Genomic DNA, 22,234 nt, shown 5'->3' on the forward strand with positions numbered 1-22,234 from the left:
CCTTACTTCTTGCCGGCGTACAGGCGCTCAATATCCGCCGCGTAGCGCTGGGCCACGACGTAGCGCTTGACCTTGAGCGTCGGGGTCAGCTCGTTGCTCTCCTCGGTGAGGTCCTGGTCCAGGATGACGAACTTCTTAATGCCCTCTGCGTGGGACACCGTGGCGTTGACCTGGTTGATGGCGTCCTGAATATCGGCGCGCAGGCCCGGGTCCGCAGAAACCTCGCGGATGCCCTTGGCCGCGGAGATGTTGTGGTCAGCCTTCCAGCGCTTCAGCGCGTCCTCATCCAGGGTGAGCAGCACGCCCACGAACGGCTTGCCGTCGCCGACGACCATGGCCTGGGAGATCAGCGGGTGGGAGCGCAGGATGTCCTCCATCGGGCCGGGCGAGACGTTCTTGCCGCCGGCGGTGACAATGAGGTCCTTCTTGCGGCCGGTGATGACCAGCTTGCCGTCCGCGTCGATCTCTCCCAGGTCGCCAGTGTTGTACCAGCCGTCGTTCAGCGCGCCCTCGGTGGCCTCCGGGTTGTTCCAGTAGCCGCTAAAGACGATGTCACCCTTGATGAGGACCTCGCCGTCCTCGTTGATGCGCAGCGTCGTGCCGCCCAGCGGCGGGCCGACGGTGCCGATGGACTGATCCACAAAGTCCACGGCGGCGGCCGCCGCGGTCTCCGTGAGGCCGTAGCCTTCATAGATTGTCACGCCGATGCCGCGGTACCAGTGCAGCAGCTCCTGGGAGATGGCCGAGCCACCAGAGATGCAGTACTTCACCTCGCCGCCCATGGCCTGGCGGATGGCGGAGTACACCAGCTTGTCAAAGGCCTTGTGCTTGGCCTTGAGGAAGCGGTCCGGGCCCTCCGGGGTGTCCAGGGCCTTGGAGTACTCGATGGCTACCTTCTCTGCCTGGTCAAAGATGGCGCCCTTGAAGGCGGAGGAACCGTGGGCCTTGGCGGAAGCACCGTTGCGCACCTTCTCAAAGACGCGCGGAACGCCGAGGATGAGGTTCGGGCGCGAGCGGGCAAACTCGACGGTAATGGTGCTGAAGTCTGCCCAGTGGTTCTGGGAGGCGCCGCCGATGGTCACGGCCAGGGATACCGCGCGGCTAAAGACGTGCGCCAGCGGCAGGAAGGTGAGCACGTGCGCGCCCGGCACGGCGATGGCGCCGATGGGGTTGGTGAGCAGGCCGCGGGCTTCGGCCAGCCAGTTGCGGTGCGTGAGCATGCAGCCCTTGGGGCGGCCGGTGGTACCGGAGGTGTAGACCAACGACGCCACGTCGTCGGTGTGGGTGGCCTGGATGCGTTCGTCCACTGTGACGTCGTCAAGCTCGCGTCCCTCAAACTTCAGCGTGTCAATGGCAGAGGAGTTGATCTCCAGCACGCGGCGCAGCTGCGAGGGCGAGCCGTGCAGCTGCGGGGTGCCGTCCTCCCCCAGCTTGAGGTGCTGGACCAGCTCGGAGTGCTCGCGGGTTTCGGTGATGGCGAGCACCGCACCGGAGTCCTCCACGATCCACTGCACCTGGGACATGGAGGAGGACGGGAATACCGGCACGGAGATGGCGCCGGCGGCCCAGATGGCGTAATCCAGCAGGGACCACTCGTATCGCGTGGTTGAGATCAGCGCGATGCGGTCACCCTGCTCCACGCCCGAGGCGATAAGCCCCTTGGCCACCGCGTAGACCTCTTCCACGAACTCCTTGGCGGTGACGTTGACCCACTCATAATTGGCGGGGCGGGTAAACATCACGCCGTGCGGGCGCGCCTTCGCCGTATCCAGCATGGCGGTCAGGCAGGTTTCGCCCTCTTCGATGTCGAATTGCGCCGGGGTGTGCGATTCATTCTGGTCGTTCTGGGTCACAGCTTGTGTCCTTTCCCACAAAAATTAATTCCAGCCCACTCTACCAACCGGAACCCCCACACGTGGCAGGTTGACGTGGCACAATTGGGCATCGTGACTACCCGAGATCTGCTTCAAGAACTCGCCCAACGCCACGGGGTGGCGTGCGAGTACACCGCCCAGAACGGCCAGCCCGTCTACGTCAGTGAGGAAACCATTACCTATACGCTGCGGGCCCTCGGCGTTTCCATCTCTGACCGGCCGGATGACGAGGAACTGACGCAGGCGCTGTTTGAGGACTACCTCGCCCGCGCCTCCCGCCCGCTGCCGCCCTGCGTGGTGGCGCGCGAGGGCGCGGAAAAGTCCTTCCCCGTCCACGTCCACGACGGCGACCCGGCAACCGTGACCATCACGTTGGAAAACGGCGAGACCCGCCCCACCTACCAGGACCCGAACGACGCCCCGGCTGCCGACGTTGCCGGTGTGATGTGGGGCGAGGCCAGCTTCCACGTTCCGGGTGACCTGCCACTGGGCTTCCACACGCTCACGCTGACCTCCCCCGGCATTGGCGAGTACGAGTGCCCGCTCATCGTGGTGCCGAACCACCTGAGCACTGCGGATAAGTACCTGGAGCGCCCGACCGCTGGCGCGATGGCGCAGCTGTACTCGGTGCGCTCGGAGAAGTCCTGGGGCATGGGTGACTTCGGCGACTTGGCCGAGCTGGCGGAAACACTGGCAGATACGTATGACTTCCTGCTGATTAACCCGCTGCACGCGGCCGAGCCCATCCCGCCGGTGGAGGACTCGCCCTACCTGCCCACGACGCGCCGCTTCATCAACCCGATTTACCTGCGCATCGAGGACGTTCCGGAGCTGGAGCTGCTCAGCGCCGAGTTCCAGGAGGACGTGGCGGAGCTCGCCGCCGAGTTCCAACTGCGCAACCGCTCCGCAGAAGAGATTGACCGCGATTCAATCTTTGAGGCCAAGCTGCAGGTCCTCCAGGAACTGTTTAGCCACGAGATGACCCCGGAGCGCCGCGCCGCGTTCTCCGAGTTCCAGCGTCGCGAGGGCGAAGGCCTGCGCAACTTTGCCCTGTGGTGCGCCGAATCCGAGCTGGAGCGCCACAGCGGGCGCCGCCACGCCCTGGACCTCGACGTCAGTGACTTGGCCGAGTTCTACGCCTGGCTACAGTTTCTCTGCGACGAACAGCTCAGCTCCGCCCAGCAGCGCGCGCTCGATGCCGGCATGAGCATCGGCCTCATCACAGACATGGCCGTGGGCATCCACCCCAGCGGCGCGGACGCGGTCAACCTCGCTGAATACCTCGCGCCGCAGTGCTCCGTGGGAGCGCCGCCGGACGATTACAACCAGCAGGGCCAGGACTGGTCCCAGCCGCCGTGGCACCCGGTGCGGCTGGCGGAGTCCGGCTACCAGCCGTGGCGCGATCTGCTGCGCACGATGCTGGGCAACGCCGGCGGCCTGCGCGTCGACCACGTGCTGGGCCTGTTCCGCCTGTACTGGATCCCGCGCCACACCTCCCCGCTCAACGGCACCTACGTCAGCTACGACTGGGAGGCCATGCTGGGAATCCTGTTGCTCGAGGCCGAGCGTGCCGGCGCCGTGCTGGTGGGCGAGGACATGGGCACGCTGGAGCCGTGGGTCCAGACCGCGCTGCGGGATATGGGCGTGCTGGGCACCACCGTCATCTGGTTCGAGCACGCGGACGATAACCCGGGCCCGCGCCCGCAGGACCAGATCCGCACCATGGCGATGTCCGCCGTGGGCACCCATGATCTGCCGCCCACGCTGGCGTTCCTGCGCGGCGACCACATCGCGCTGCGCGCCCGCCTGGGGCTGCTCACCCACCCGGTGGCGGAGGAATTGGCCGAGGACCGCGAGTGGCAGGAGATTGTCAAGGACAACCTGCAGGCCTACGGCATGCTGGACAACCGCGAGGATGAGAACGACGTGCTGGTAGCTCTCCACGAGTACGTGGCCGGTACCCCGTCGGCCTTCACGGTGACCAACGTGGTGGACATGGTCGGTGACGTGCGCGCGCAGAACCAGCCGGGCACCACCAAGGACCAGTACCCCAACTGGTGCATCCCGCTGTGCAATACCGCCGGCGAGCCCGTGCTCCTGGAGGAGCTGACGCAGCAGGAGCTGTACCAGCGCCTGGCACGGGTGTCTACACGACCAGGCCGATAACGGCCACGACCACGACGAGCGCGATCATCAGCCAGAGGGTCGCGCTCACGCGAGATTTCGGGAGCGCGCGCTTGCGCTGGGGACGCTCGGGGTCCCAGAGCCCTTCACGGGGATCATTGTGAGTCATGGTCACTCATCCTAGTCTGTGGTGCGAGCGGGGCTGGTGTCCGGCGCGTCGGTGCGGCCCCGGGGCACGAGGCGTGCCGCGAGGCGGTCGATGACCCACATGAGGAGCCAGCCCAGCACCGTCGCGGCAGGCAGTGCCGTGACAGCCAGAAGCGCCATCTGTACCCATATGGGTGCTTGCACGAGCCATTCCATGCCCTCAGGGTAGCCTGTTGTCCATGAGCAGCGCACCTGTCGACGTCACCTGCCCCGCCGGCTCCCTGACCGGCCACCGCAGCGGTGGGGTGAACTACTTCCACTCCATTGAGTATTCGCACATCCCGGGCGATTTCGAGAACCCCGAGCCCGCCGCCCCGCGGGATCAGGATGTGCGCACCCCGCACCCAGAGAAGGTGGCGCTGAGCATCACCGCGCCGGCCGCGGCCGCGCAGGCCCCGGTGGTGGTCTACGTCCACGGCGGGCGCTACGAGAACGGCAGCCACGAGGATCCCCGCGCCGACGGCACCGCGCTGGCGCGCACCGGCGCGGTGGTGGTGCAGCTGGGCTACCGGCTCAAGCTGCAGGGCTTGGCCCGCTTCCGCGACGATGAGCCGGGGCGCTACCGGGCCATCGAGGACCTGCAGCTGGGTTTGGAGTGGGTGCAGCGCAACATCGAGGCCTTCGGTGGCGATCCCACGAACGTGACGCTGGTGGGCCAGTCCGCGGGCGCGAATGCGGTGCTGTGGCTGGCGCGCCGCGATCACTTCCGGGGTGCCTTCCGCCGCGCGGTGGCGCTCTCCCCCGTCTTCCCCCGGGAGGGCTTTGAACAGCGCAAGGCCGCGCTGCGCCAGGCCATGAAGACTCCGATCACGCGCTCGTCGCTGTCGCAGCTCAGCGCGGAGGAGCTCGATGCCGGGTACGCGAAGTTCCGCAGAAAGTACGGACTCGACATCGCGCTGGGCCCCACGCCACTGGACTGTGCCGAGCTTGCCGACGTCCCCCTGGTCCTCACCACCACCCGCGACGAGATGTACGCCATCCCCGCCACGCAGAAGGCCGACCGCTCCCCCTTCCGCAGCCTCATCCTGCGCTACCTGGCCCCGCGGGTCGGCTTCCCTCGCAACGGCTTCCGACCCTGGTACCAGGTGGCAAAGTTCCTCGACCCGCAGCGCCCGACGGGGCGGCTCATCGGGGATGCGCTCATCCGCCGCTGGGCGGTGGAGGCCGCGGAGAAGGCCCCCGGTACGACCTGGATGGTCGAGTTCACCCGCAGCGCCGGCCCAGCGCTGCACTGCGACGAGCTCCCCCTCATCTTCGGCGAGAGCCCGCTGTGCACGTGGCTCAGTGACTTCGCGCGCACCGGCGAGCCGGGCTTTGAGGAGTACCGCCCCGAGCACGCCATCTGGGAGTACAACCTCGACAGCGGCGAGCACCGCATCGCCCACGGCAGCCTGGACTACATTTCCGCGGCCTTCGCGCGGGACGGCGGGCTACTGTAGCAGCGCGCGGCGCAGGGGCTCTTCCGCGAGTTCTTCCACCATCCAGGGACTAAACGCGAAGGGAGTCGCCGCTGCGGCGGCGATGAGCTTGTCCGCGTCCACCCACGCTACGGAGTCGACCTCCTCCGGGTTGGGCTGCGGATCGCCCGCGCCCTCGAACAGGTAGACGGGGCAGAGCTCGTGCTCAACAATGCCGGAGGAATCCACCGCGCGGTAGGAAAAGTCCGGCTGGATGAGCCGCGGCTGGCCCTCCAGCCCCAGCTCGAAACGGGCGCGGCGCAGCACCGCCGCCGCCGTCTCCTCGCCGGGACCGGGGTGGCCGCAAAAGGAGTTGGTCCACACACCCGGCCACGTCCGCTTGGATAGCGCGCGGCGGGTGAGGAGCACCTGGCCCTCGCGCACCACCCACGCCGAGAACGCGAAGTGCAGCGGCGTGGTTGTGGTGTGCACGGTGGCCTTGGGCGCGGTGCCGATAGCCTCGCCGTCGGGCGAGGCGAGGACGACGAGCTCCGTCATAGGTTAAGGTCTCCGACGTAGGAGACGTTGCCGATGCTAAACCGCGCGTTCCACAGGTTTCCCGGCGAGACGTTGTAGAGGTACTGCAGATTGGTCGAGGCCCCCGCGCCCAGCGGGTGGTCCAGGCCCGGCGCGGGCAGGTCAACGTTAACCTCGGGGTCGTAGGCAATCGGGTCCACCTTGGCCCAGCCGCCGTTGCCGTCGGCGCGCTCCAGGGTGGGTTCCTCAAGGGCGTCGGCAGGCATGGGCACCTCGTTGAGGTTGTGGATCTTCACGGTGACCACGGTGCCTCCGGAGCCGGTGTAGAGGCCCTGCAGCTCGAATTGCACGTTGAGCCCTTCGTCCTTCACGGGCTCCGCCAGGTTTTCGGTCACCTCGTGGGTGTCCACGTCCTTGGCTTCAAACGTCGGCTGCTCCGAGCTAGAGACCACAATGTTGTCCTGCAGCCCTGAGTCCGGCGGCTGGAGGACGCTGCATGCAGACAAAACAACACCGCAGAGGGGCACGCACGCCACGGGGAGGTACTTCTTCACCGCGAATCCTTTTCCATTACTATCTTGGGCCACTACGTGGCACTGATTCGGTTCCTCCCTACCTTAGACCACGAGTTGGATATTCCCCGCAAGGGCGTATCATCGGCCGGCGATGAACTCTATTCTCCGCATCGTCCGCAGTGCCTCTGCCCTGTGGCCGTTTTATATTGGCGTCCTTGTGTCCGCGTCGGTCACCGCGATTCTGTCGCTGCTGACCCCGTTTATCATGCGAGAGGCCACCGACACCGTCGTGGAGGGCGGTCCCCTAAGGACGATCATCTGGCTCGTCGTCGCGCTCTTTGCCGCCGACGCCATCGGTAACGCCGTGAAGAACGTGGGCGGCTACATCGGCGACGTCATGGTGGCCCGGCTGCGCCAGATCCTGTCCACGCGCTACTTTGCCAAGCTGCTCTCCGTGCCGCAGGGCTATTACGACAACCAGGTCACCGGCACCATCATCGCGCGCCTGGACCGCTCCATTGCGAACGTCACGCAGTTCCTGCAGTCCTTCTCTAACAACTTCTTCGTCATGCTCATTGAGGCCGCGGCGGTACTCGTCATCACCGCGGTGTACTACTGGCCGCTGGCCGTCCTCCTGGCGGCCCTCTTCCCCATCTACATGTGGCTGACCGCGCTGACCTCGAAGCGCTGGCAGAAGTTCGAGGCCATCAAGAACGAGAACATCGACCTAGCCAACGGCCGCTTCGCCGAGGTCATTGGTCAGGTGAAGGTGACTAAGTCCTTCGTGGCGGAGGCGAGGGAGCTGCTGTCCTTTGGCAAGCGCTACCGCACGGTGGTGGATACGACGAAGCCGCAGTCGCGCTGGTGGCATTCCATGGATACCGCGCGCGGGGTGGCCATGGCGCTCATCTTCATGGGCATTTACGGCCTGATTTTCTGGCGCACGCTGGAGGGCCACTTCTCCATCGGTGACATGGTCATGCTGCTGCAGCTGGTGAACATGGCCAAGCAGCCGGTGTTCATGATGAGCTGGATCGTGGACGTGAGCCAGCGCGCCGTGGCCGGCTCCAAGGACTACTTCAAGGTCATGGAGGAAACCCCGGAGCCGACGGTCAACCCGCAGCTCGTCGCCGCCGCCACGGCGTCGGATACCCCGGAGCTCGACCTCACCCCGGTGGAGCCGCTGCGGCCTGCCGCGGGCCCCGTCTTCGCTTTCCAGGACGTGGCCTTCTCCTACGAGGCCAACAAGCCCGTGGTGCGCGACATCACCTTCGCCGCCCACGAGGGCCACAAGGTGGCCTTGGTCGGCGAATCCGGCGGCGGCAAGTCCACTCTGGTCAACCTCCTGCTGGGCCTGTATCAGCCCACCGCCGGCACGCTCACCGTACTGGGCCACGACGTCTCGGAGCTCACGGCGGCGCGCCTGCGGGCGTCGGTTGGCGTGGTGTTCCAGGAGTCCTACCTCTTCTCCGGCACGATCCGGGAGAACATCGCCTACGGCAAGCCCGGCGCCAGCCTGGAGGAGATCGTGGACGTGGCCAAGCGCGCCAACGCCCACGGCTTCATCGAGGAATTCCCGGACGGCTACGACACCGTCATTGGTGAGCGCGGCCTCAAGCTCTCCGGCGGCCAAAAGCAGCGCGTGGCGGTGGCCCGCGCCATGCTCAAGGACGCGCCCATCTTGGTCCTCGATGAGGCCACCTCGGCGCTGGATACCAAGGCGGAGCGCGCGGTGCAGCAGGGCCTGGATGAGCTGATGAAGGACCGCACCACGCTCATCATCGCCCACCGCCTGTCCACCATCGCCGACGTGGACACCATCGTCACCTTGGACCACGGACTCATCTCGGAGATCGGCGCGCCAGCGAAGCTGGCACAAAGCGATGGTATCTACGCGGAGCTGCTGCGCCTGACGCAATCCGCCTCCGCGGCGGACCGCCAGCGGCTGAAAAAATACGGATTTGTGCAGAACTCCGACGAGTAGGCTGGGACGCATGCGTTTTCCTAGCTTGAAAGAACTCGCCGCCCGCGGCACCCGCAAGTGGACCGTCTACGACGAGGACGTCATCCCCCTCTGGATTGCTGAATCGGACTTCCTCACCGCCCCCGCGGTCAAGGAGGCCATCCAGGAGGCGGTGGACGCCGAGTCCTTCGGCTACACTCCCGCGCCCAAGGCCTCGCAGCTCAACGCGGCGCTGGCGGATTTTTATGAGGCGCGCTACGGCTGGCGCCCGCAGCACGTGTTTTGGATCGGGGACGTCGTCCGCGGCCTCCTCCTAGGCGTGCAGTACTTCACCGAAGGCCCCGTCGCCGTGCCGGTGCCTTCTTACCCACCGCTGCTGCAGCTTCCGGAGACCGCCGGGCGCGAGAAGATTGAGACCTCCTTGGAACTCGGCGATATCGAGCGTGCATTTCAGGCCGGCGCCGGCTCCATCCTGCTGTCTCACCCGTACAACCCGCTGGGCATCGTCTTCGACGAGGAGTGGCTGCGCGGGCTGGTGGAGCTGGCGGATAAGTACGATGCGCGCATCCTCTCCGATGAGATTCACGCCCCGCTGGTCTACGACGGCCGCCACATTCCGCTGGCGTCGCTGTCGGACCGCGTCATCACCGTGACCGCCACGTCCAAGGCGTGGAACACCGCGGGCCTTAAGTGCGCACAAGTCATCCTGTCCAACGCGGCCGACGTGGACACGTGGAACGGCCTGACCGGCGTGGCCAAGGACGGCACCGGCACCCTCGGCGTGCTGGCCGCGGAGGCGGCGTACAGCAAGGGCGTGGACTTCCTGGATGAGGAGGTGGCCTACCTCAAGGACACCCGCGATTGGCTCCTGGAGGAGCTGCCGAAGCGCGTGCCGGGGCTCAAAACCTCCCACCCGGGCGCGACCTACCTGCTGTGGCTGGACTTTTCAGAGACCGCCATCGGGGATGACCCGAAGCCAGCCGCCTGGGTGCGCGAGCACGCCAAGGTAGCCCTCAATGAGGGCGTGACCTTCGGCACCGGCGGCGAACACCACGCGCGGCTCAACTTCGCCACCTCCCGCGAGGTGCTGGAGGAGGCGCTGGACCGCCTGGAGAAAGCTTTCGCCTAAATATTTACATCTCACGTCATGGGCACTATCCTTTGAAAAATGTCCATAAATGACGCCAAGGCTGGCACTCGCTCCCCCATAGGCATCGTTGTCGTTGCCTCCCTCATGCTCTTCTCCATGTTCTTTGGAGCGGGCAACCTTATTTTCCCGCCGGAGGTAGGTGTCTCCTCCGGTACCAACTTCTGGCCCGCGACCTTGGGCTTCCTCGCCGCCGGCGTGGCGCTGCCGGTCCTGGCCATTATCGCGGTGGCCATCTCCGGGCAGTCGGTGCGCGATATTGGCAACCACGGCGGCAAGTTCTTCGGCGTGGCGTTCTCCGTCATCGCCTACCTGGCCATCGGCGCTTTCTACGCGCTGCCGCGCACCGGCGCGGTGTCCATGGAAACGGCCGTCACCCCGCTGTTGGGCTGGGAGGGCACCTTCGCCAACGGCGCGTTCAACGTGGTCTTCTTCCTCATCGCGCTGGCCCTAGCCTGGCGCCCGAACAGCATCATCGACACCCTGGGCAAGTTCCTGACCCCGGCGCTGGTCATCCTGCTCGTCGTGCTCATCACCGTGGCGACCACCACCAATCCCCGCATGCCGGGTACTCCGACGGAGGACTACGCCTCCTCGCCGTTCGTCACCGGCCTGTTCGAGGGCTACAACACCATGGATGCCATCGCCGGCCTGGCGTTCTCCATCGTCATCGTCAGCTCCCTGCGCTCCAAGGGCTTTTCTAAGCGCGGCGAGCTCCTGCGCGGCACCATCATCGCCGCGCTCATCGCCGGCGCGCTGCTCGCCTCCATCTACCTGGGCCTAGCGTGGATTGGGCAGACCATGCCGAACGGTTCCTCGTACGATTCCGGTGCTGCCTTGCTTGCCGACGCCTCCAATCTCACCCTCGGCACCGTCGGCCAAGCCGTCTTCTCCGCCATCGTCATTTTGGCGTGCATGACCACCGCGGTGGGGCTTATCTCCTCCACCTCGGAGTTCTTCGCCATGCTGGTGCCGAAGACCACCTACCACATGTGGGCCTGCCTCTTTACCGCGCTGTCCATCGCGTTTGCGTTCCAGGGCCTGGAAACGGTGCTGTCCATCGCGGTGCCCTTCATCGTCTTCCTGTACCCGCCGGCCATCTCCCTGATCGCACTGACCTTGCTGCAGCCAGCCGTCAAGCGCTGGGTGACCTTCCATTGGGCCTTCCGCCTGGCGCTGTGGGTATCCGTCTTGTGGTCGGCCGCCACCACCCTCGGCGTTCCGCTGGACTTCTCGCCTGGTCAGAGCGTGGGCCTGGGATGGGTCGTTCCCACCCTCCTCGCCTTCGTCATCGGCGTTATCATTGATGCAGCAACATCCGGGAGAAAGGAATCTTAAATGACCTCGCGCGCTAGCCTGTCCATTCTTGACTTCTGCACCATCTACGAGGGCGAAACCGCGGCCCAATCGATGGCGCGGTCGGTGGAGCTAGCGCAGCAGGCAGAGCGGCTGGGCTTTACCCGCATGTGGTACACCGAGCACCACAACATGTCCACCATCAGCTCCTCCTCCCCGGCGGTGCTCATCGCCCACATCGGCGCCAAGACGGAGAAGATCCGCTTGGGCTCCGGCGGCGTCATGCTGCCCAACCACGCGCCCTACGTCATTGCGGAGCAATTCGGCACGCTGGCGGAGCTCTACCCCAACCGCATCGACCTGGGCCTGGGCCGCGCCCCGGGCACGGACATGCAGACCCTTGGCCGCGCCCTGCGCCGCGATGGCCACGCGGCCGAGCGCTTCCCCGAGGACATCAAGGAGCTGCAGGGCTACTTGAGCGGTAAGTCCCTCGTCCCGGGCGTACAGGCGGTTCCGGGCGCCGGCACCAACGTGCCGCTCTACATCCTGGGCTCGTCCATGTTCGGGGCCTCGCTCGCCGCCAAGTACGGCCTGCCCTACGCCTTCGCCTCCCATTTTGCCCCGCAGCACCTGGAGGCCGCGACTGCCTACTACCGTGAGAACTTCCAGCCCTCGGAGGCGTGCGCCGAGCCCTACGTCATCGCCGGCGTCAACGTCACTGCGGGCGACAACGCCGAGGAGGAGTTCGAGCGCGTGTGCTTCAACCGCGTGAAGGCCTTCGCGGGTCGGGGCAAGCAGCTGAGCGACGCCCAAGTGGAGCAGATCATCTCCTCCCCGCAGGGCCAGCAGATCCTGCAGATGCTCCAGTACTCCGCCGTCGGCGGTGCCGAGCACGTGCGCGACTACCTCGCGGACTTCCAGAGCCTGTCCGGGGCGGATGAGCTGATGATTTCCCTGCAGTCCTCAAGCCACGATACCGTGCTGCGCAACATGGAAACCCTGGCGCATGCGTGGGAGTTGTAATTTATTCGCAGATTTGCAACACTTTTTGCAGTCGATTGAATTAAAATTCACACGTATTAACGGAATCTATATAGAGGAGATCCACCGTGGCACTTCGCGGTACCCAGCAGCACAGCATTATCGCGGATTACCTGCGTAACCTCATTCGCAAAAAGGACCTCGCACCGGGTGATTTCCTCCCCAGCGAAGCCGAGCTGTGCGCCCAGTTCTCCTCCTCTCGTGGCCCGGTTCGCCAGGCGGTCGCCGCGCTGCGCTCCGAGGGCCTCATCTCCTCCGGACGCGGCCGCCGCTCCGTGGTCCTGGGGCGCTTTACCTCCGAGTCCTTCGACTCCATCTTCTCCGTCACCCACTGGCTGCGCGAGCGCGGCTTCGAGCCTGGGGCCAAGACCCTGTGGATGGCCCGCCGCCCCGCCACCCAGGAGGCTGCCAAGTTTCTCCGGATCAAAGAGGGCGACCCGGTGGTCTTTGTCCACCGCGTGCGCTCCGCCAACGGTTTCCCCATTTCCATCGAGCGCATGTACTTCCCGGTCGACGTGGGCAGCCACATCCTCAACTTCGACGCCGATAGCGGCTCCATCCACGATCACTTGAGCGCCCAGGGCGTCGAGTTCGACAACGTCAACCGCGAGCTTTCCCTGACCTACGCCAGCGACGAGGATGCCGCGGCCCTCAACATCGATCCGGGCACCCCGCTGTGGCGCCTGCACCTGGACATCTCCGACCACTCCGGCCACCCGGTCGAGTGCACCGAGATCCTCTACCTCGGTGACCGCCTCACCCTGGGCATGACCAGCGTGCGCGGCACCACCTCCCCGCTCGAGGTCAAGCTGTCCGCGGAATGAAGCGCCTCCCTGCCCTCTTCGGTGTCATTGCCGCCGCAGCAGCGTTGAGCTCCTGCTCCGCCGGTTCCACCGCTGTGGTCGACTCCGGCTCGGACACACTCACGCTTGCCACCACCACGCCGGCGACCTCCCTGGACTTCACCACCGTCGGCGGTGCTGCCATCCCGGCAGCGCTCATGAGCAACGTCTACGAGACCCTCGTGCGCATCGCCCCCGACGGCTCCATCGTCCCCGGCCTCGCCGAATCCTGGGAGGAAGACTCCACGCGCTACACCTTCCACCTGCGGGACGTCTCCTTCTCCAACGGCGAGCCCTTTACCGCGCAGACCGCCGCGTGGTCCATCAACGCCGTCAAGACCGAGTGGACCAACGGCATCAGCGCGCAGATGGACGTGGTGGATACCGCCACGGCGGTGGATGAGCACACGCTCGTCGTCACGCTCACGCGCCCCTCCGCCGGCTGGTTATGGTCCATGGGCACCGCCATCGGCGCGATGCGCACTCCCACCGAGGCCGTGGGCACCGGCCCGTTTACGATTGGTGGCTTCTCCCCCGGCGAGTACATCGCCCTACAGGCTCGGGAGGACTACTGGGGCGCCCCGGCCGCCGAGGACGTCACCATCCGCTACTTCCCGGACTCCCTGACCGCGGTCAACGCCCTGCGCACCGGCGGGGTCGACGCCGTGTGGGGCGTGCAGAACCCGGAATTGCTCGACAGCCTGGAGGACTCCATCCACACCGCCGTGGGCACCACCAACGGCGAGGTGCTGCTGTCCATGAACAACCGCACCGCGCCTTTCGACGACCCCCGGGTCCGCCGCGCCGTGGCCTACGGCGTCGACCGCGCGGCCGCCAACGACATCCTGTGGAGCGGACGCGCGCGCGATACCGGCGGCGCGCCCGTCCCGCCCACGGACCCATGGTTCAGCGGCCAGGACTACTACCCCTTCGACCCGGACCGCGCGCGGGCGCTCATGGAGGAGGCCGGTGCCGTCGGCACCCCGCTGACCGTGACCGTGCCCAGCCTTCCCTATGCGCAAACGCTCTCGGAGTTCCTCTACTCCCAGCTGCACGACATTGGCTTCGACGTCACCCTAGAAACCGCCGAGTTCCCGGCGGTGTGGCTGAGCCAAGTAATGGGTGCCAAGGACTACCAGATGTCCCTGGTCGCCCACGTCGAACCGCGCGATATCCCCACCATTTTTGGCAACCCGGACTATTACATCGGCTATGATTCCCAGCACGCCCGCACGTTGCTGCAGCAGGACGATATGCGCGGCGCCGTTGACCAGATAATGTCCGATATGCCCGCCCTGACCATGATGAACCTGCCCAATATCGTGCTCTACCGCGACGGCCTGACCGGCCTGGAGCCCAACCAGATCACCGACGCCATCGAGCTGCGGGGGCTGAAGTGAGGCTCCTGCGTTTTATCGGCACGCTCTTTGCTGCCTCCGTTCTCATCTTCTTGCTCATGCGCGCGGTCCCGGGCAACCCGGCGCGCGTGGCCTTGGGGGTCAACGCCACCGACGAGGCCGTGGAAAAGCTCACCCACTCCATGGGCCTAGACCGCCCGCTTATCGTGCAATACGCCGAGTGGATGAAGGGCCTTTGTACCGGCCACTTTGGCATTTCCTTGTCCTCGCAGCAGGACATCACCCCGCTGGTGCTCGACCGCGCCCAGGTCACCCTGCTGCTCATCGTCCTGGCCATAGCGCTCGCCCTGGCCGGGGCCATCCCCATGGGCCTGCTCCTCGCGCGCTTCCGGCTGCCCGTCCTCAACGCCGCCACCCAGCTGGGCATCGCGGTGCCAAGCTTTCTGGCCGGCATCCTGCTCGTGGCGGTGTTCTCCGTGCACTTGGGCTGGCTGCCCGCCAACGGCTGGCAACTGCCGCGCGAGGGGCTAAGCCACCTCGTCCTCCCGGTCATCTCGCTCGCGCTGGTGCAGGGAGCCATGCTCACCCGCTACGTGCGCGCCACCTTGGTGGAGGAGATGGACAAGGATTACATCCGCACCGCCCGCGCCATGGGGGAATCGCGCACGGGGGCGCTCCTGCGCCACGGCCTGCGCAACGCCGCCCTGCCCGTCCTTACGGTCACCGGCGTCCAGCTGAGCACGTTGGTGGTGGGCGCGGTGGTCATCGAGAACGTCTTCGTCCTCCCCGGTCTGGGCTCCATGCTGCTCAGCGCGGTGTCCAGCCGTGACCTCATCACCGTCCAGACCCTCATCATGGTCTTCGTGACCTTTACCCTCACGGTGAACCTGCTGACCGACGCCGCCTATCGTCTCATCGACCCCCGGCTGAAGGAGGCGCGATGAAACCCGGATACGTCCTCGTAGTACTCACCGTGGTGGCCGCGCTCGTGTCTCTGGTGTGGACGCCCTTCGATCCCAACCAGGTGAGCCCGGACCGCCTGGTCGGCCCCAGCCTGGAACACCTGATGGGCACCGACCGCTTCGGGCGCGATACCTTCTCCCGCATCCTGGCCGGCGCGCAGATCACACTGCTCGTGGGCGTGGTGGCGGTGGCCATCGCCGCCCTGATCGGGGTGCCGCTGGGCATTATCGCCGGCATGACGCGCGGCCGGGTCATCATGGCCGGCACCGACCTGCTGCTGGCGTTCCCGGCGCTGCTACTCGCCATCGTCGCCGGCGCGGTGTGGGGTTCCTCCACGCTCACGGCCACCATCGCCATCGGCATCGCCGGCATTCCCTCCTTCATCCGCGTCACGCGCTCGGGCACGCTGCAGGTCATGACGCAGGACTACATCGCCGCGGCACGCATCTCCAAGGTCCCGCCCATGGTCATCGCCTGGCGCCACGTGCTGCCCAACGTCGCCGGCATCGTGGCAGTGCAGGCCTCGGTGTACTTCGCCCTGGCCGTGCTGGCGGAGGTCGGCCTGTCCTACCTCGGGCTGGGCACCGCCCCACCCACGGCGTCGTGGGGCCGCATGCTTCACGACGCCCAACCCCTCCTCGCCACCCATCCCCTCCAGGCCCTGTGGCCCGGGCTGGCCATCGCCGGAACCGTGCTGGGCTTTAACCTTTTAGGACGCCATGCTGACCGTTAAAGACCTGCGCATCGGCCCCGTCGGCCCCATCAGCTTTGACATTGCACCGGGCGAGCGCGTCGGCCTCGTCGGGGATTCCGGCAGCGGCAAGTCGCTGACCGCCTTGGCGATTATGGGACTTCTCCCCGAGAATCTTGAGGCCACCGGCTCCATCCAATTTGAGGGCCGCGAGCTCATAGGCATGCGCGATAAGCAGCTGCGTTCACTCCCCCTGTCCATGGTCTTCCAAGAGCCCATGACCGCGCTTGACCCGCTCATGAAGGTCGCCGAGTACGGCCGCTTCCCCCACCAGCTCTCCGGGGGCCAGCGCCAGCGCGCGCTCATTCACATGGCCATGGCCCGCAATCCCAAGCTGCTCATCTGCGATGAGCCCACCACCGCCCTGGACCCCACCACACAAGCAGAAATCCTGGACGAAATCGCAGCCGCCACAACCGGCGACACCGCGCTACTCTTCATCAGCCACGACCAAGACGCCGTTGAGCGCATGTGTGACCGCGTGATCCGCATCGGCGAGCTAACCACACCGAACCTCAGCGCACCACCCACACCTGTGTTGGGCGAGCCCGTCATCACCCTCGAGAACGTCACCAAGACTTACCGCGGAGTCACCGCCCTCGATGATGTCTCGCTCACCGTGCGCGAAGGCGAACGCCTCGGCATCGTCGGCGGATCCGGTTCCGGCAAATCCACCCTCCTCAAGCTACTCACCGGTCTCACCGAGCCCACCAACGGCACCGTCACCGTGACCAAGCCCTTCCACATGGTCTTCCAAGACCCAAAGAGCTCACTCAACCCGCGCATGCCCGTATGGAAAATCGTGGCCGAAGGCGGCGGCACCCGCGAGGAGGCCGAGCAGATACTGAAGGAGGTCGGCATCGACGGCGCCGAGCGCTACCCGCGCGATTTCTCCGGTGGGCAGCGCCAACGCATCTCCCTCGCGCGTGCGGTCGTGGGCAAGCCCGAGATCCTGCTGGCCGATGAAGCCGTCTCCGCCCTCGACGCCACCTCCCGCGCGCAGGTCCTTGAGCTACTCCACCGTGTCACGAAAGGCATGACGTTGGTGTTCGTGTCACACGATATGGACGTCGTCAAGCACTTATGCCCCACCGTGGCCATGCTGCAGGACGGCCGAATCGTGGATCGCGGCGACACGAGTAAGGTGTTATCCCGTTATGGAACACCCCCTGCCGCAACGCCCTAGCGCTCTCCAGCTGTTTACTGCCTTCAACACTTCCGCCCGCCGCTGGCCCGGCGCCCTGCGCGCGGCCTTAGCCATCATCATTCCTGGCTCGGTGGCCATCCTCATCGGACACCCCGACGCCGTGCTCTTGGTCTCCGCCGGAGCCTTCTCCGTCATCTACGGCGAGGGTCACCCCTACCGCACGCGGCGCCGCATCATCCTCACCGCCGGCGCGCTGCTCACTCTCGCGGCGACGGTCGGTTCCCTCATCGACGGCTTGGTCTTAACGGCACTGTTCACCGTGGCCCTGGCCACGGTGGGCGCGTTCATGCAGAACGCGCTGCGCCTGCCGCCGCCGGGCACGTTCTTCATGGTGATGGTGGCGGGCGGTTCCACCATGCTGCGCGGGATTTCACCATGGGAGGTCGCCGGGTGGAGCCTGGCAGGTGTAGCGGCCGGCTACGTGCTGGGCCTGTCGCCGCGATTCTGGGACCCACACGGACCGGAAACGCGCGCGGTGGCCGCACTGGAGAAAGCCGCCGCGGCCTTCGTGGACTCCTCTTCGGATTTCCTGGCCAAGCACCATCAGGCGCAATCTGCCCTGTCCACCGCGTGGCAAGCGCTTGCCGACGCCGGAGTGATCCGCGGCGGCCGCATCCGCCGCCCCTCGCAGGCCTCGCTCGTGCATCGAGCCTTGTCCGCGCAGCAACGCATCGTGACCCACCACCAGCAGGTGGGCGGCAACTCAGACGACCTGTCGGATGCGCCTACTTACGTCGACCCTGACCGCACCACAATTCCGCACACGAAGCCCACGATGCGCTACCGCATTTATCGGGCGGCCGTGGGCAATTCCCATGCGGTGGTTACCGCAGAAAAGATTGCGCTGGGTGGTCTAGCCACGGCATTCATTGGCTTGGCGTTAGGGCTTAACCGCCCTGACTGGGGAGCTGTGTCCGTGCTTCTACTCTTGCAGTGGGGGCCGGACCGTGTTCCGGGCACGATCCGCGGCGTGCAGCGCATGCTCGGCTCGGTCTTGGGCGTGTGCGTTTTCGCGCTCATTGCGTCCTTGAGCCCGCATGGCTGGGCGCTGCTGCTGGCGCTGGCATTCTGCCAGTTCTGCGCGGAGATTCTCGTAGTGAAAAACTACGCGCTCTGCGTTATTTTCTCCACCCCGTTGGCGCTGCTCATGGGCAATTCCTCAGGCCACTTGGCGCAGACGATTGGCCAGCGCATGGCCGAAATTGGCCTGTCGGTGGTGGTGGCCATGCTGGTGCTATGGCTGTGGAAGCCCGACGCGCAGATGCTCAACCACCACCGCTTGCAAACGCGCTGCTTCGAGGCCATGGCCGCCCTACTCGGCGCACTGCTTATCAAGACTCCTGAGGAAGCACTGGCGCAGCGGCGCGACCTCCACTACGAGTTGCTCTCGGAGCGCCGCAGTATCCAGTCCCTGGCCACCAACCGCAGCGATATCGATCACTTTTGGCGCCGCCACACCGCCCTGCAGACAGCCGGCTATTATCTGTTGGATTTCTGCGTGGTCAACCCGCTCTCACAACCGAGCCGCGCGGAGCTAGACACACTCATTGAGCACATCACCGAAGCGGAAACTCGTCGATGACCTCGTAGCGCGGCCCGCCCCCGCGGCCTTCCCCAAGAAAGGACTGCACCAAGCTGATGGTGCTGACCTCGAATTCCGGTCCGCGGTAGACACTCAGCGCGTGGACAGCATCCGGGATAAGCCAGGGGTCGCGCGTACGACGCCCCGCGCGGGCCAGCGTAAGATGCGGACGGGATGGTTCCAGCATTAGATGCTTCACACGGCCCGTAACCCCAGCCCACAGGACGTGTTTGTCGAAGGACCCCGCCCCGCTCAGACTCAATGTCACGGGCGCTCCTTCAATTCCGCGAAGCATCTCGCGGACCTCGGCGGCGTCATTGGGCTGATCCCCGAAGAAATCCAGCGTGATGTGCCAATTAACTGGATCGACCCACCGCAGCCCGTTGTCCTTTAGCGGGCGCACCGCCCGCACGAGATGCTCGCGCGCTTCCGCCGAGGGGAAAAGCGCGCTGAAGAGGCGAATCATCTCACCGTCAACAGAAGGTTCGGGTCCAGCACGTGCTCTTCCTCGCGCTCGAAGACGGCAAAGGCCTCCTCCAGCTCGCGGACATTCTCATCAAAATTAGGCAGCGACATGGCATTCCAATCGACGCAGAAATAAGTGCCCCCATCCTAACTCACAGCGCTGTCATTTCGCTCATCTGAGACAGATGGTGGCCGTGAACTCTCAAAAAGCCACCAGCCCTGCGGTCGGTCTCTATCCTCATAACATGCATCCTGGCCTGGTCCCCGGGATTGGCGTGGAGGACCAGCGCAACACCTTTGGGCTCGACAAAGTCACCTTCTTCACCACCGCCGTCCTTGTCGTGGCCTTCATCATCTGGGGTATCAGCTCCCCCGATTCCGTCTCTGCGGCATCCTCCGCCGCGTTCTCGTGGGCCATTACCAACGCCGGTTGGCTGCTGAATGTCACCATGATGATGGCCATTGTCACCATGGCGTATATCGGCTTCTCGCGCCTTGGTCGCATCAAGCTCGGCACCGACGACGAAGAACCCGAGTTCGGCTGGTTCAGTTGGGTCGCCATGATGTTCGGCTCGCGCGATACCGACGGCCGCGGTGCCGGATCTGATTTCGATTCCTCCGCCCACCGCTATACCGACTGGTACCAGCGCACGGACGAAGAAGGTGAAAATGTAGACTACGACTTTAAGACCGATACTTGGTCCGATGGCTACGACCCAAACTCTGAGCAAAAGGAGAAATAGGTGGGCATCCCTGACGATGTCGTCCTCGACGGCTACACCCTTATCGAACAGCACGAAGTGGACCACGAATTCCTCATCCAAGGATCTCCCCTCGCCACGGCAACTCCCCTGCTTTTCGCGCTCACCCTCGCCGGCATGCTCCTCGTGGCAGCCAGCTTCTTCCTGCGCGGGCGCGGCCGCCTCCTCGCCGGGCTCCTGGGCGCGATCCTGACGCTGACCAAGCTGTGGTGGATGCCCATCGTACTGGCCCAACAGTTCAACGACAGCCAGGTCTTTGGCTACACGCTGAAGTACTACCCCCAGTACTGGCCGGCGGCCTCCATCATCCTGGTCGTCATCGCTATCATCGGCATCATTTCCGCCTTCCTCCGCCGACGCTAGCGCGATTCCAGCACCGCAATCGCAATGTGCACGCGGTTAGTACCACCCAGCTTGTCCAGGATGTGCTTGATGTGGGTCTTCACGGTCGTCACCGACACGTAAAGCTGATCGGCGATCTCCTGGTTGTCCAAGCCCTGGGCCACGAGCTGCGCCACATCATTCTCGCGCTGACTTAAGCCCTCCAGCGGGCAGGGCTCAAGCACCTCGACCTCTGCCGGCTCCGGCTCGGGCCGCTTGAGCGCCAGCAAGTTCTTGAGTGCTCGCGGGCTCAGTAGCTGCTGCCCCGTGGCCGCAGCCCGCACCGCGGAGACCAAGCCCTCCGGCTCGATGGTCTTGAGCAGGAAGCCCATCGCCCCGGCATGCAGCGCATCCACGATGAACTCATCCGTGTCGAAGGCGGTGAGCATGACCACCGGGATATCCGGAGCACTTGCACGCAGCTGCCCGGCCGCTTCAATGCCGTCCATAACGGGCATGCGGATATCCATGAGAACGACGTCCGGCCGCAGATCCGTCACGCGTGCCACGCCATCGCGTCCGTTGCTGGCCTCGGCCACCACCTCGATGTCCGAAGCACCTTCCAGGATGAAACGGATACCGCGCCGCAGAGCCTGCTCATCATCGACCAATACCACCGAAATCATTACGCGTGTGCCTCCTCCGGTAGCTCGAGGACCCAGGTGAACGTGGAGGCGTCGTCAAGCACTGTGAAGGTGCCTCCCGCCAGCCGGGCGCGCTCCTCCAGCCCCAGCAGCCCGTTGCCGCCGCCGGACTCAGGCTGGTGCGCCACCTTCTTGTTCTGCATCGTCACCTGCACCTTACCCTCCTCGTTGTCCACGCTGAGCGTCACCTTCTTCCCCGGCGCATACTTGCGCGCGTTGGTCAGCCCCTCCTGCACGGCGCGGCCCAAAGTGTGAGCCGCCATCGTGCTTAGCTTATCGACGTCCCCCTTCTCATATCGCACCTTGGTTCCCGCCGCGCGGGCGCGCCCGATGTGTTCCTCGATGCTGGCGCGCGGATCCACCCGGTCGTCCACACGGAGGGCCTTGATCACCCCGCGCAGGTCTTCCACGGCCGCCTTCGCCTCCGACTGGATGGTTTCTGACGCCTCTTGGATGCGTTCCGGATCGGCGTCCTTGCGGTAGCTCAGGCCACCCGCGTACACGGAAATAAGGCTGAGCCGGTGCGAGAGGGAATCGTGGATATCGCGCGCGATGCGGTTGCGCTCCTCCAGGCGCGCCCGCTCCTCGCGCGAGCGCAACTGGTCCTCATTGAGTTCCGCCAAACTCACCAGCGTGACCTCGCGCTGGCGGCGCTGCGCGCGCACCGAGCCTGTAATCCAGGCAACGATAAGAAAGATGATTCCGAAGAACCCGTAACCGAACGCCGACAGGTAGCTCACGTTCAGGTAAGGCACCGCAATGATGGTTACATACGAGGCCACGAACACCGCCGTACCCGCCAGGGACCACCGCAGTCGGCCGCGCGAAATGAGCGAGATCAGCACCACCAGCACTGACAGCGACAGTGGGCGAAACCCACTTAGTACTAGGACGAGCAGAGCCGCAATCAGCGCCACCGGGTGGCCGGGGTACGCCTCGTGGATGTTGCGCTCCCGCCGTGAGTGGTGCAGGGCGAAGGGCAGCAGAATCCACGTGACAAGGGTAGATAGAACCATGAACATCAAAACGTAGGCTTTCTGATCCGAGCCATCATAGCTTTCGAGTTCGGGGATCCACGCGGCCCCATCCGCCACCACGCAGAGCAGAATGAGCAGCACCGTGATCCACAGTGGTCTCGTCTTTCTCGTCATGGTTGCCACGATAGTTCTTCCCGCGTTC

At 65.5% G+C, this 22,234-nt stretch carries 21 protein-coding genes and 1 pseudogene; 14 read left to right on the plus strand and 8 right to left on the minus strand.

Features of this window, described 5'->3' with window-relative positions; genetic code table 11:
• Positions 1–2: 2 nt before the first annotated feature.
• Entirely contained in the window at positions 3–1,853 is a 1,851-nt protein-coding gene (locus ACLI1P_RS09890; RefSeq protein WP_411708752.1) for an AMP-dependent synthetase/ligase, read from the minus strand.
• Between the two features lie 93 nt (positions 1,854–1,946).
• On the opposite strand from ACLI1P_RS09890, the gene malQ reads away from it, so the two are divergent.
• Entirely contained in the window at positions 1,947–4,040 is a 2,094-nt protein-coding gene (malQ, locus tag ACLI1P_RS09895; protein ID WP_411708753.1) for a 4-alpha-glucanotransferase, read from the plus strand.
• On the opposite strand, the gene ACLI1P_RS09900 is transcribed toward malQ, so the two are convergent.
• Positions 4,021–4,167, minus strand: a complete 147-nt coding sequence (locus tag ACLI1P_RS09900) for a hypothetical protein (protein ID WP_306507437.1) — start codon at positions 4,165–4,167, stop codon at positions 4,021–4,023. The two genes, malQ and ACLI1P_RS09900, sit on opposite strands and share 20 nt — an antisense overlap.
• Positions 4,168–4,178: 11 nt before the next feature.
• Complete coding sequence (locus ACLI1P_RS09905) at positions 4,179–4,361, minus strand: hypothetical protein (protein ID WP_411708754.1); 183 nt, start codon at positions 4,359–4,361, stop codon at positions 4,179–4,181.
• A gap of 23 nt (positions 4,362–4,384) precedes the next feature.
• Between ACLI1P_RS09905 and ACLI1P_RS09910 the strand changes: the two genes are divergently transcribed.
• Positions 4,385–5,644 (plus strand): carboxylesterase family protein, encoded by a 1,260-nt coding sequence (locus ACLI1P_RS09910; RefSeq protein ID WP_411708755.1) that lies wholly within the window; start codon positions 4,385–4,387, stop codon positions 5,642–5,644.
• Here the strand turns inward: ACLI1P_RS09910 and idi are convergent.
• Positions 5,636–6,160, minus strand: coding sequence for an isopentenyl-diphosphate Delta-isomerase (idi, locus tag ACLI1P_RS09915; protein ID WP_411708756.1), 525 nt, complete (start codon positions 6,158–6,160; stop codon positions 5,636–5,638). The genes ACLI1P_RS09910 and idi overlap by 9 nt on opposite strands.
• Positions 6,157–6,693: a hypothetical protein gene (locus tag ACLI1P_RS09920; protein WP_306507441.1), complete on the minus strand. Its 537-nt coding sequence runs from the start codon at positions 6,691–6,693 to the stop codon at positions 6,157–6,159. Before ACLI1P_RS09920 ends, idi begins: the two co-directional genes overlap by 4 nt.
• Positions 6,694–6,805: 112 nt before the next feature.
• On the opposite strand from ACLI1P_RS09920, the gene ACLI1P_RS09925 reads away from it, so the two are divergent.
• The 10 genes from ACLI1P_RS09925 (at position 6,806) to ACLI1P_RS09970 (ending at position 18,804) form a co-directional block, all read left to right on the plus strand.
• Positions 6,806–8,638: an ABC transporter ATP-binding protein gene (locus tag ACLI1P_RS09925; protein WP_411708757.1), complete on the plus strand. Its 1,833-nt coding sequence runs from the start codon at positions 6,806–6,808 to the stop codon at positions 8,636–8,638.
• A gap of 10 nt (positions 8,639–8,648) precedes the next feature.
• A complete protein-coding gene (locus ACLI1P_RS09930; protein WP_411708758.1) occupies positions 8,649–9,746 on the plus strand; it encodes a MalY/PatB family protein in 1,098 nt (365 codons plus the stop codon).
• A 39-nt stretch (positions 9,747–9,785) separates the two neighbouring features.
• Positions 9,786–11,102, plus strand: coding sequence for a branched-chain amino acid transport system II carrier protein (gene brnQ, locus ACLI1P_RS09935; RefSeq protein WP_411708759.1), 1,317 nt, complete (start codon positions 9,786–9,788; stop codon positions 11,100–11,102).
• Positions 11,103–12,083 carry an LLM class flavin-dependent oxidoreductase gene (locus tag ACLI1P_RS09940; RefSeq protein WP_411708760.1) on the plus strand — a complete coding sequence of 327 codons (981 nt, stop codon included), beginning with the start codon at positions 11,103–11,105 and terminating at the stop codon, positions 12,081–12,083.
• A gap of 86 nt (positions 12,084–12,169) precedes the next feature.
• Positions 12,170–12,925 (plus strand): GntR family transcriptional regulator, encoded by a 756-nt coding sequence (locus tag ACLI1P_RS09945; protein ID WP_411708761.1) that lies wholly within the window; start codon positions 12,170–12,172, stop codon positions 12,923–12,925.
• Entirely contained in the window at positions 12,922–14,343 is a 1,422-nt protein-coding gene (locus tag ACLI1P_RS09950; protein WP_411708762.1) for an ABC transporter substrate-binding protein, read from the plus strand. Before ACLI1P_RS09945 ends, ACLI1P_RS09950 begins: the two co-directional genes overlap by 4 nt.
• Positions 14,340–15,245 (plus strand): ABC transporter permease, encoded by a 906-nt coding sequence (locus ACLI1P_RS09955; protein WP_411708763.1) that lies wholly within the window; start codon positions 14,340–14,342, stop codon positions 15,243–15,245. The genes ACLI1P_RS09950 and ACLI1P_RS09955 overlap by 4 nt, the downstream gene beginning before the upstream one ends.
• Positions 15,242–15,997, plus strand: a complete 756-nt coding sequence (locus tag ACLI1P_RS09960) for an ABC transporter permease (protein ID WP_411708764.1) — start codon at positions 15,242–15,244, stop codon at positions 15,995–15,997. The genes ACLI1P_RS09955 and ACLI1P_RS09960 overlap by 4 nt, the downstream gene beginning before the upstream one ends.
• Positions 15,984–17,201: an ABC transporter ATP-binding protein gene (locus ACLI1P_RS09965; RefSeq protein WP_411708765.1), complete on the plus strand. Its 1,218-nt coding sequence runs from the start codon at positions 15,984–15,986 to the stop codon at positions 17,199–17,201. The genes ACLI1P_RS09960 and ACLI1P_RS09965 overlap by 14 nt, the downstream gene beginning before the upstream one ends.
• Positions 17,173–18,804 (plus strand): FUSC family protein, encoded by a 1,632-nt coding sequence (locus ACLI1P_RS09970; protein ID WP_411708766.1) that lies wholly within the window; start codon positions 17,173–17,175, stop codon positions 18,802–18,804. Before ACLI1P_RS09965 ends, ACLI1P_RS09970 begins: the two co-directional genes overlap by 29 nt.
• Here the strand turns inward: ACLI1P_RS09970 and thpR are convergent.
• Positions 18,779–19,270 (minus strand): RNA 2',3'-cyclic phosphodiesterase, encoded by a 492-nt coding sequence (gene thpR / locus ACLI1P_RS09975; protein WP_411708767.1) that lies wholly within the window; start codon positions 19,268–19,270, stop codon positions 18,779–18,781. The two genes, ACLI1P_RS09970 and thpR, sit on opposite strands and share 26 nt — an antisense overlap.
• 184 nt (positions 19,271–19,454) lie before the next feature.
• Between thpR and ACLI1P_RS09980 the strand changes: the two are divergent.
• Together ACLI1P_RS09980 and ACLI1P_RS09985 are read left to right on the plus strand one after the other, a co-directional pair.
• A pseudogene (locus tag ACLI1P_RS09980) lies at positions 19,455–19,880 on the plus strand (BCCT family transporter); the annotation flags it as partial.
• A gap of 132 nt (positions 19,881–20,012) precedes the next feature.
• Complete coding sequence (locus tag ACLI1P_RS09985; RefSeq protein ID WP_296132862.1) at positions 20,013–20,393, plus strand: hypothetical protein; 381 nt, start codon at positions 20,013–20,015, stop codon at positions 20,391–20,393.
• Here the strand turns inward: ACLI1P_RS09985 and ACLI1P_RS09990 are convergent.
• On the minus strand, positions 20,390–21,037 hold the full coding sequence (locus ACLI1P_RS09990) for a response regulator (RefSeq protein ID WP_296132861.1): 648 nt from the start codon (positions 21,035–21,037) through the stop codon (positions 20,390–20,392). The genes ACLI1P_RS09985 and ACLI1P_RS09990 overlap by 4 nt on opposite strands.
• A complete protein-coding gene (locus ACLI1P_RS09995; protein ID WP_296132860.1) occupies positions 21,037–22,206 on the minus strand; it encodes a sensor histidine kinase in 1,170 nt (389 codons plus the stop codon). Before ACLI1P_RS09995 ends, ACLI1P_RS09990 begins: the two co-directional genes overlap by 1 nt.
• Positions 22,207–22,234 lie beyond the last annotated feature (28 nt).

This window comes from Corynebacterium tardum (assembly GCF_046717785.1).
In the GTDB taxonomy this organism is placed as follows: domain Bacteria; phylum Actinomycetota; class Actinomycetes; order Mycobacteriales; family Mycobacteriaceae; genus Corynebacterium.

Bases quoted from the DNA above. Each gene is read 5' to 3' on its own strand.
- idi (WP_411708756.1), bottom strand. From the start codon at position 6,160: ATGACGGAGCTCGTCGTCCTCGCCTCGCCCGACGGCGAGGCTATCGGC.
- ACLI1P_RS09950 (WP_411708762.1), top strand. From the start codon at position 12,922: ATGAAGCGCCTCCCTGCCCTCTTCGGTGTCATTGCCGCCGCAGCAGCG.
- ACLI1P_RS09940 (WP_411708760.1), top strand. From the start codon at position 11,103: ATGACCTCGCGCGCTAGCCTGTCCATTCTTGACTTCTGCACCATCTAC.
- ACLI1P_RS09995 (WP_296132860.1), bottom strand. From the start codon at position 22,206: ATGACGAGAAAGACGAGACCACTGTGGATCACGGTGCTGCTCATTCTG.
- ACLI1P_RS09990 (WP_296132861.1), bottom strand. From the start codon at position 21,037: ATGATTTCGGTGGTATTGGTCGATGATGAGCAGGCTCTGCGGCGCGGT.
- ACLI1P_RS09930 (WP_411708758.1), top strand. From the start codon at position 8,649: ATGCGTTTTCCTAGCTTGAAAGAACTCGCCGCCCGCGGCACCCGCAAG.
- ACLI1P_RS09960 (WP_411708764.1), top strand. From the start codon at position 15,242: ATGAAACCCGGATACGTCCTCGTAGTACTCACCGTGGTGGCCGCGCTC.
- thpR (WP_411708767.1), bottom strand. From the start codon at position 19,270: ATGATTCGCCTCTTCAGCGCGCTTTTCCCCTCGGCGGAAGCGCGCGAG.
- ACLI1P_RS09970 (WP_411708766.1), top strand. From the start codon at position 17,173: ATGGAACACCCCCTGCCGCAACGCCCTAGCGCTCTCCAGCTGTTTACT.
- ACLI1P_RS09910 (WP_411708755.1), top strand. From the start codon at position 4,385: ATGAGCAGCGCACCTGTCGACGTCACCTGCCCCGCCGGCTCCCTGACC.
- ACLI1P_RS09925 (WP_411708757.1), top strand. From the start codon at position 6,806: ATGAACTCTATTCTCCGCATCGTCCGCAGTGCCTCTGCCCTGTGGCCG.
- ACLI1P_RS09965 (WP_411708765.1), top strand. From the start codon at position 15,984: ATGCTGACCGTTAAAGACCTGCGCATCGGCCCCGTCGGCCCCATCAGC.
- ACLI1P_RS09905 (WP_411708754.1), bottom strand. From the start codon at position 4,361: ATGGAATGGCTCGTGCAAGCACCCATATGGGTACAGATGGCGCTTCTG.
- ACLI1P_RS09900 (WP_306507437.1), bottom strand. From the start codon at position 4,167: ATGACTCACAATGATCCCCGTGAAGGGCTCTGGGACCCCGAGCGTCCC.
- brnQ (WP_411708759.1), top strand. From the start codon at position 9,786: ATGTCCATAAATGACGCCAAGGCTGGCACTCGCTCCCCCATAGGCATC.